This window comes from Bacteroides sp. 4_1_36 (assembly GCF_003466325.1).
GTDB lineage: Bacteria > Bacteroidota > Bacteroidia > Bacteroidales > Bacteroidaceae > Bacteroides > Bacteroides uniformis.
In genome coordinates this window covers 1-1,791 of the sequence record NZ_QSOX01000046.1, presented here as the reverse complement: position 1 = coordinate 1,791, position 1,791 = coordinate 1, and the positions used below count along the sequence as shown (strand labels likewise).

The 1,791-nt window shown below is 38.2% G+C and carries 2 protein-coding genes; both read right to left on the bottom strand.

Annotation, left to right across the window (positions count from 1 at the left end):
* Nucleotides 1-242: 242 nt before the first annotated feature.
* Nucleotides 243-830 carry a hypothetical protein gene (locus tag DXD65_RS20620; protein ID WP_225982724.1) on the bottom strand — a complete coding sequence of 196 codons (588 nt, stop codon included), beginning with the start codon at nucleotides 828-830 and terminating at the stop codon, nucleotides 243-245.
* A partial coding sequence (locus DXD65_RS21395; RefSeq protein ID WP_233556167.1) for an RHS repeat-associated core domain-containing protein occupies nucleotides 827-1,791 on the bottom strand: 965 nt, incomplete at its 5' end. The genes DXD65_RS20620 and DXD65_RS21395, both read right to left, overlap by 4 nt.

Here is a 1,791-nt window from a genome sequence, read left to right as displayed (position 1 = left end):
ATTGCAGCAATACACAGTAGGAACCGGATTGCCCGAACCATCTGCCTCCTTATACATCATGCGCCGCTTGATGCCGTCGGCAGTATAGCCATGCTGTATGAAACCGCCGGAAGCAAAAGTGACGCCCGTTGGCAAATTTAATACATTATATTGAATGCTGCTAATTCCTTCGGTTAAATCTGAAAAAGGCTATCCTAACATGTAAGATATAGGATATCTGATGTTAGGATAGCGATTAAAAATCATTCTATTTGAGATAATCTACTCACATCAGAGCAAGATAACACCTCATATTTATCATTCTTTCTTAATGCAAATATAGATGGAGTTTCATTTTCATAATAAAGCCCTATACTACCGGTATGATGAAAATAGAAGAAGAATTGTTCCTTTGAGTTATATATAAAGTTTCCATAAGGAGCAATTCCTTTCATAATACAATCTAATGCAACAGATAGGTAAGTATCCCAATCATTACAGACACAACAGCCAGAATATCCTTTAGCAATATTCGAATCTTGCAAGATATGCAAATAAGATACCGTTTCTTTAGACAAAAATTGAGGGTCGTAGCAAAATGTATTCTCTTGAATATTCCAAGTATCTATGCAAAAGTCCCACCATGATGGACTAAAGATAGATAATTCATCTACAACTGTACCAAACAAATCACAAAATAGAGATTTCATGTCGTCAATGCTAACTGAATCTTTTTTTATGTATATTTCGATTTTATGCCCTTGAACATCAATACAAGAATCAGAATCAAACTTTACCCAACAGAATGGGAAAGATTCACCTTCTTGCATTTTTAATATCTGTTTTCTCATTTCGAAAGCTCCTTCCATGGGATAAAAATCCCTACATCACTTTTATGTTTATTAATTATGAAATTTCCATACTTATCAGCATCTTTATGCCATTCTAAGCCTTTATTTGTCTCTTTATAAACTTTATAAAAACTACCGCCATGCTTTGTCTGGTCTTTTACCCACCATAGCCCATCTGATTTACTTTTATAAAATAGACCTCTAATGGGATGTTTCATTACTTTAGAGGATCCTTGTTTGGTCAAACTCCATAATCCTCTAATTGTATTCAAATTTGACGTCTTTGCAAAACCAGGCAAAGGAGGGGTTCCCACCATTGGAGCAACACCCGTTATTACTCCATCTGTTCCTACCTTATATGTAAACCGCGTTTGTTCACTATGATAGGTAGAGCCAATATCTAAAAGATAATAACCCACATACCCCCAAAAGCCGGAAATTGGTTCTAAAGCTCTAGTCCCTACTTTTGTCAAAGCATTAGGTACAGAAACAGCCACCTCATCCAAAGCCACAACGTCCTTCTTCGGATCAAATTTATTCCAATCAACGTCCTTTACATCTACAGTATCAGTTCCCAACGGATCAATATAATTCAACGGATTATTTAAACAGTAAGTAAACGGGCTCGTTGAATAATAGTTTTCCGCAGACGGATCCACCGTCGTAAACCTCCCCAGCGCCGCATCATAATGCCTTGCACCGTAGTCATACCAGTTCAACCCTTTCTTCGCATCAAGCTCCTTGCCGTTGTACTTGTAAGGCTGCACATTGCCTGAACTTGCAAACACACCACCGAACGGATAGTAATGGTTCGTCTCCTCTACCGTGCCGCTCTGGTTGATGACTACCCGGTTATTACCCTGATGGTCTTTCAAGTAGTAATGATACTTGCTGTCACTCAAAGTAACATAACCCTCATCAGTCAGCAGCAACTTCTGAACACCGTTCTCATAGACCACGT

Bases quoted from the DNA above. Each gene is read 5' to 3' on its own strand.
- DXD65_RS20620 (WP_225982724.1), bottom strand. From the start codon at position 830: ATGAGAAAACAGATATTAAAAATGCAAGAAGGTGAATCTTTCCCATTC.